This is a genomic window from Streptomyces sp. NPDC048637 (assembly GCF_040650675.1).
Lineage (GTDB): Bacteria > Actinomycetota > Actinomycetes > Streptomycetales > Streptomycetaceae > Streptomyces.
In genome coordinates this window covers 115,922-122,005 of sequence record NZ_JBEZHQ010000027.1, presented here as the reverse complement: position 1 = coordinate 122,005, position 6,084 = coordinate 115,922, and the positions used below count along the sequence as shown (strand labels likewise).

The following is a 6,084-nucleotide window of genomic DNA, read 5'->3' as shown; positions in this document are numbered from 1 at the left end:
AACCACAACCCACAACTGCCGTGGTCCTTCCTCGCCCACACCGGCCTGACCATCGAAACACCACACCCACCGAACTTACGAAAAGATCAGTAAGGGCCATCCCCCTTCCACCGCCGGCGTACGGCGCGCTCCTGGTGCAGCGCCGTGACCCGGCGGTGGAGCGCGGCCGCCTCGTCCCGGCGGCCCAGTTGTTCCAGGCACTGGGCGAGGTCGCCCTGGCTGGCCAGTGCGTCGAGATGGGCGGCGCCCAGGACCCGTTCGCGGGCGTCGGCGACCTGGCGGTAGAGGTCCAGCGCCTCGCTCCAGCGGCCGAGCCAGCCGAGCGCCACCGCGGTCTCCCGTCGGCTGACCAGGGTGTCGGGGTGCTCGGGACCGAGCACCCGCGCGCGGGCCGCGGCCACTTCGCGGGCCTCCACGAGCGCCTCCTGCCAGCGGTTCTGCCGCCCGAGGTTGACGCCCAGACCGTGCCGGGCGCGCAGTGTCTCCGGGTCGTCGGCGCCCTGGGCGCGGGTACGGTCCGCGACCAGGCCCCGGTAGAGGGCCAGGGCGTCCGCGCTGCGGCCGAGCCGGCCGAGGCCGATGCCGACCTCGTAACGGGCGGCGAGGGTCTCCTCGTGGTCGGGTCCGAGCGTGGCGGTGCGCGCCGCCACGACCTCCTGGTAGGTGTACAGCGCCTCCGCCCACATGCCCAGCTTGCCCAGGACATGAGCGAGTTCGCAGCAGGTGACGAGGGTGTCGGGGTGCCGTGCGCCGAGCACCCGGGCGCGGACCGCGGCCACCTCCTGGGCCATGGCGCGGCAGTCCTCCAGCCGTCCCAGCCGGCCGAGGTTGCGGGCAACATGGTGGCGGCAGCTCAGCGAGTCGGGATGGTCCGGGCCCAGGGCGCGTTCGCGGCCCGCCAGCACCTCGGCGTAGATCTGGTGCGCCTCGAAGTGCCGGCCGAGACGGCCCAGCGCATGGCCGGCTTCCAGGCGGCTGGTGAGGGTGTCGGGGTGGTCGGCGCCGAGGAGCCGCTCCCGTTCCGCGGCGAGTGCGCGGTGTGCCTCGCCCGCCTCCTCCCAGCGGCCCAGCCGGCCGAGGTCCAGCGCGGCGGTGTGCCGTCCGGCCAGCTCGGCGAGGGCGGCGCGGCGGTCGTCCGGCGGTGCCGGGCTGGCGATGGCGGCGGCCGGGGACGCGCCGCCGCCCTGCGGATCGGTGCCGCCGGTCCAGGTGCCGGTGAGGACCGTGGCGGGCCCCCCGTCGGCCGGATACCGCTGCGGCCGCCGGGTGGCGCCCGCCGGGACGCCGAGCGTCATCCTCCGGGTCCAGGAGGGCAGTTGCCGGGCGGGGACCGTCACCTCGTCCGCACCGGCAACCACGATGTCCCGGCCGGGGTGCGGCTGGCGGGCATCGGCAAGGCGTTTGCCCAGCTCGTCGGCGTCCCGGGGCCGGTCGTCGGGGTCCTTGGCGAGGAGTTCGAGCATGATCCGCTCGTACGCCTCGGGCAGGTCGGAGCGGAGCGTACGCGGCGGCTGCGGCGCCAGGTCGCGGTGCCCGACGAGCACCGCCCAGGCGTCGCCCAGGTCGAACGGCGGCACGCCGGTGGCGATCTCGTACAGCACACAGCCGAAGGAGTAGAGATCGCTGCGGTGGTCGATGCCGTGGGCGCCGATCTGTTCGGGCGACATGTAGTGCGGGCTGCCCATGGCGATACCGGTGCCGGTGAGACGGGCGGTGAAGCCGATGTCATGGCCGAGCCGGGCGATGCCGAAGTCGCAGATCTTGACCGTGCCGTCGGCGGTCCGGACGATGTTCGCCGGTTTCAGATCACGGTGCACGATGGCCTGTTCATGGGTGTAGGCCAGCGCGGCCGTGACCTGTTCGGCGATCTCGATGACGTCCGGCACGGGCAGCGGCTGGCGGCGGTTGTCGTCCAGCAGCTGGCTGAGGTTACGGCCGCTGAGCAGCTCCATGACGATGAAGAGGGTGCCGTCGTCCTCGCCGAAGTCATGGACGACGGTGATGCCGCGGTGCTGGAGCGCGGCCGCGACCCGGGCCTCGCGGCGGAAACGTTCGCGCAGCACCTGCAGGAACGAGGGTTCGTGCCGCGGCCCCAGCGGCTTGAGGCATTTGACCGCGACCTGCCGGCCCAGCGACTCGTCGCGGGCCCGCCACACCTCCCCCATCCCGCCACGCCCGATGGTGTCGAGAAGTCGGTACCGCCGTTGAATCAGTCTGTTTTCCGCCACCATGTATCGCCGCCCCCGTCCCCGTTCCCCGCGGTCAGCCGCGCAGCTCCCCCTGCGTGCCCTCCTGCCCGTCCAGTATGGCGGCGGATCGGCGGAGCTTGTAGGGCGCTGGGCGGGTGTCGGGGCCGAGTCGTTCGACGGCGCGCAGGATGTGCCGGGGCGGGAGCTGCCAGCGGACCGTGGGCGGAATGACGCGAAGGAGGCGGCCGGTGGCGCGCAGCCGGCGGGTGACGGCATCCGGCGGGGGTGCGGGGCGCCCGTAGAGCTCGTGTGCGTACGCCGGGAGTGCGCCGTAGGCCAGCTGTGCCACCGGCCGCCAGAGCAGCGCGCGGGCCGGGACGAGCACGGGCGGGGTCGGTGGCCGGCGCAGGAAGGCGTCCACCTCGCGGGCCTCGGGGGTCGGTGCCAACTCGGGCCGTACGCGGGCGAAGTAGGCGGCGAGCGCGGCCCGGCTGCCGGGCACACCGGCCGGGTCGAGGCCGACGAGCCGGGCGCTCGCGCGCTGCTCGTCGAGGTAGGCGTCGGCCTCGGCGTCGCCGACGGGACAGCCGGAGCGGCGCAGTACGTGCAGATAGGAGTCCACCTCGGCGCAGTGCACCCACAGCAGCAGGTCCGGTTCGTCGACGCCGTAACGCTCGCCGGTGGCCGGGTCGGTGGCGGACAGCCGGCGGTGGATGCCACGGACCGCGGCGCCGGCCCGTTCGGCGGCCTCGGTGGTGCCGTAGGTGAGGGTGCCGACGAAGTGGGCGGTCCGCATCAGCCGCCCCCAGGCGTCCCGGCTGCCCTGCTTGCTCATCTGGAACGCGGCGGAGTTCTGGAGCACACCGCGCACCGCGCGGGGGTGCAGCGCCTGGAGGTACAGCGCACGGACGCCCGCGATCCACATCATCGGATCCGCGTGCATCTGCCAGGTCACGGAACGGGGCCCGAAGAGCCCCGGGTCGCCTGCCTTCACCGCACCTCCTGTTACCCGATCAGCGCCGCACCCGCGGCATCCCGAGGCCGATCCACGAGATGATCTCGCGCTGGATCTCGTTGTTGCCGCCGCCGAACGTGAAGATGACGGCGGAGCGGTAGCCGCGTTCCAGTTCGCCGTGCAGGACGGCCCCGGCCGAGCCCTCCTTGAGCGGGCCCGCGGCGCCGACGACCTCCATGAGCCAGGCGTAGGCGTCCCGCCTGGCCTCGGAGCCGTAGACCTTGACCGCCGAGGCGTCCTGCGGGGTGAGCGTGCCGTGCTGGAGGGCGTCGACCATCTGCCAGTTCAGCAGCTTCATGGCATCCAGTCTGGTGTGGGTGCGGGCCAGCCGTCCACGTACCCAGCCCAGGTCGATGACCCGGCGGCCGTCGGCGAGGTCGGTGTCGGCGGCCCAGCGCTGGACGTTGTGCAGGGCGCGGATGGCCATGGTGCCGTGGGCGGCGAGGGTGACCCGCTCGTGGTTGAGCTGGTTGGTGATGATCCGCCAGCCCTTGTTCTCCTGGCCGACGCGGCGGGAGGCCGGGACGGTGATGTTCTCGTAGTAGCTGGCGGTGGTGTCGTGCGAGGCGAGGGTGTTGATCAGGGTGCAGGAGTAGCCGGGGTCGCTGGTGGGGACGAGGAGCATGGTGATGCCCTTGTGGGGCGGCGCGGCCGGGTCGGTGCGCACCGCGAGCCACACCCACTCCGCGGTGTCGCCGTTGGTCGTCCAGATCTTCTGGCCGTTGACGAGGTAGTGGCCGGTCTCCTCGTCGCCCTCCCGTACGGCGCGGGTCTTGAGGGCGGCCAGGTCGGTGCCGGCGTCCGGTTCGCTGTAGCCGATGGCGAAGTCGATCTCGCCGGAGAGGATCCTGGGCAGGAAGTAGGACTTCTGCTCGTCGGTGCCGAACTGCATGATCGTCGGGCCGACGGTGTTCAGCGCCATGAGTGGCAGCGGCACACCCGCCTGGGCGGCCTCGTCGAAGAAGATGAACTGTTCCATCGGGGACAGACCGCGGCCGCCGAACTCCTTGGGCCAGCCGACGCCGAGCCAGCCGTCGGCACCCAGCCGGCGCACGGTCTCGCGGTAGAAGCGCTTCTGGGCGGCGGGGTCGGCGAGGGGGGCGCCCCTGGTGCCCTCGGGGTCACGGCCGTAGGTGTTGTCCGGCACCAGCGCGGCGAAGTACGTGCGCAGTTCGGCGCGCAACTGCTGCTGCTCGGGGGTGTATTCGAGGTGCACGGCCCCTCCAGTTCGTCCGGTCCGGTCGTCCGGCCCGAGGACGGCCCGCGAAGCTGACGGGCCGTCGGCTGCCGGATCGAGGGGCACAGTAGAACTTGTTCCAGTAATACGGAAGGGCGCGGCGCGTGCGGCCGGAGGGGCGGACGACAGGGCACGGCGCCGCTGCCGCACACACACGAAGGCCCGGTCCGGCACCGCCGCGGCACCGGACCGGGCCTCCCCGGGGCTCCATCAGCCCACGGCGTGCTTCGTCGGGTGGTTCGGCTGCACCCGGGTGCGGTGGATGTCCTTGCAGTACTTGACGTGGCCGCTGTTGGTCACGTACTTCGCCGCGACCCAGGCACCCCGCCCCTCACGGGTCAGGTACCAGACGGAGTTGCCGCCCACGCTCTGGGTGCGCACCTTGCACACCAGGCCGACGTGCGCGCGGTGCCGGAGGTAGCCCCGTACGGAGGAGTCCGTGCTGGGGTACTGACGCTCACTCAGACCTGCCTTGGTGGTGACCACGCCGTAGGGCTTGGCGGGGCCGGGCGTCGCCTGGGCCGGGGCCGCGGCGAACAGTGTCGCACCGAGGGCGACGGCCGTGGCCAGTGCACCCGTGCCGACTGCGAGCTGTTTACCTCGGGCCACGAGGAGGTCGGTCGTGGACATAGGGGTCTCCTGTTCTTGACGCGCAGTGCCACCCACTGGCGGGAAGTGGACATTACGCGCAAACCACCAGCGGAATGTGGTGAAACGACGAACAGGCCGCCGATCGTGTGACAGGGCAGGCGCGCCCGGGTCACGGGCCGCCGCCGCCCGGCGGGCGCACCGGGGACGACCGGGGTCAGCCCTCGGTGCCGACGCGGTGAATACCGAACGAGCCCCCTTGCGGATCCCGGATCACCGCGACCTTCGGCCCGTGGGGGACCTCCGTCGGGGGCACCAGCAGCATCCCCCCGGACTCGGCGGCCCGGGCGGCCGTCTCATCGACGTCGGCGACCGCGAAGTACGGCAGCCAGTGCGCCCGGACGTCCTCCGGGTAGAACTCGTCCAGCGCGCTCAGGCCACCGAAGTCGGCGCCGTCGAGGCCCCACTGCGGATAGTCCTCGTGGGTGCCCACGGTCCAGCCGAAGACCCTCGTGTAGAACGCCTTGGCGGCCTCGGCGTCCCGGGTGGCGAGCTCGACCCAGCCGAGCGAGCCCGGTGCATTGAACAGCGCGGCACCGGCGAACGAACGGGCCTGCCAGACGGAGAAGACGGCGCCCTCCGGGTCGGTCAGGACGGCGAAGCGGCCCACATCGAAGACGTCCATCGGCCCCATCAGCTGCCGCCCGCCCGCCTCGGTGACCGCCGCGGTCAGCGCATCGGCGTCCCGGGTCGCGAACGACACGGTCCAGGCCGTCGGCTGTCCGGGGGCGTAGAGCGGGGTGAGCGCGGCGACCGGGGCACCCCCCAGATACAGCGTGGTGTAGCCGCCCGCCTCCTCCCGCGGGTCGGTCTCGGCGCGCCAGCCGAAGACATGGCGGTAGTACACCTTGGCGGCAGCCACGTCCGAGGTGCCCAGCTCCACCCAGCAGGGCGCACCGGGCGTGGGCTCAGTGATCTTCACGGTGTTTCCGTCCCTCCGCGCCGGGCGATGCCGGGCGGTGCTGCGCTCGTGTCCGTACCCTGCCGGTCTCCGT

At 72.7% G+C, this 6,084-nt stretch carries 5 protein-coding genes; all 5 read right to left on the bottom strand.

All coding sequences use genetic code 11. The features are described 5' to 3' along the window. Nucleotides 1–86: 86 nt before the first annotated feature. The 5 genes from AB0C46_RS28630 to AB0C46_RS28610 all read right to left on the bottom strand — a co-directional run bounded on the left by AB0C46_RS28630 (nt 87) and on the right by AB0C46_RS28610 (nt 6,011). A complete protein-coding gene (locus AB0C46_RS28630; protein ID WP_362831315.1) occupies nt 87–2,228 on the bottom strand; it encodes a serine/threonine-protein kinase in 2,142 nt (713 codons plus the stop codon). A gap of 34 nt (nt 2,229–2,262) precedes the next feature. Further along, nucleotides 2,263–3,132 (bottom strand): oxygenase MpaB family protein, encoded by an 870-nt coding sequence (locus AB0C46_RS28625; RefSeq protein WP_362831313.1) that lies wholly within the window; start codon nt 3,130–3,132, stop codon nt 2,263–2,265. A gap of 70 nt (nt 3,133–3,202) precedes the next feature. Beyond that, the gene (locus AB0C46_RS28620; protein WP_362831303.1) at nt 3,203–4,420 is read right to left on the bottom strand and encodes an acyl-CoA dehydrogenase family protein; all 1,218 of its coding nucleotides are present in this window, start codon (nt 4,418–4,420) and stop codon (nt 3,203–3,205) included. A 231-nt stretch (nt 4,421–4,651) separates the two neighbouring features. Beyond that, the gene (locus AB0C46_RS28615) at nt 4,652–5,071 is read right to left on the bottom strand and encodes an SH3 domain-containing protein (RefSeq protein WP_362831301.1); all 420 of its coding nucleotides are present in this window, start codon (nt 5,069–5,071) and stop codon (nt 4,652–4,654) included. 175 nt (nt 5,072–5,246) lie between these two features. Continuing rightward, nucleotides 5,247–6,011 (bottom strand): VOC family protein, encoded by a 765-nt coding sequence (locus tag AB0C46_RS28610; protein ID WP_362831299.1) that lies wholly within the window; start codon nt 6,009–6,011, stop codon nt 5,247–5,249. Nucleotides 6,012–6,084: the final 73 nt, after the last annotated feature.

Bases quoted from the DNA above. Each gene is read 5' to 3' on its own strand.
- AB0C46_RS28615 (WP_362831301.1), bottom strand. From the start codon at position 5,071: ATGTCCACGACCGACCTCCTCGTGGCCCGAGGTAAACAGCTCGCAGTC.
- AB0C46_RS28625 (WP_362831313.1), bottom strand. From the start codon at position 3,132: ATGCACGCGGATCCGATGATGTGGATCGCGGGCGTCCGTGCGCTGTAC.